Annotated in this window: 1 pseudogene; it reads left to right on the top strand. The window is 39.9% G+C overall.

Annotation, left to right across the window (positions count from 1 at the left end):
* Window positions 1-153: 153 nt before the first annotated feature.
* Window positions 154-248: pseudogene (locus tag CBX98_RS26160) on the top strand (GNAT family N-acetyltransferase); the annotation flags it as partial.

Consider the following 248-nt stretch of genomic DNA (forward strand, 5'->3'; position numbering starts at 1 on the left):
CCTTGCTAACAAAGCATTTAAGAGGGATTCACAACGCTTGGCAGTTTTGGTTTGAATTAGCTTAAGCGTTTACGGCACAATGGTTTAGGTTAAGTGGTGGCGTTGTTCACCCCTTAATGCGGCGTTATAAAGCTCGAAGAAAAAGGACATTTCGTGGAAATTCGAACAGGTAAATTTGAAGATGTTGCTGGCATTACCGACATCTTTAACTTTTATATTGAACATACCAATGCACGCTTTGAGGAATT

The sequence above is a fragment of the Vibrio sp. T9 genome (assembly GCF_003123985.1).
GTDB lineage: Bacteria > Pseudomonadota > Gammaproteobacteria > Enterobacterales > Vibrionaceae > Vibrio > Vibrio diabolicus.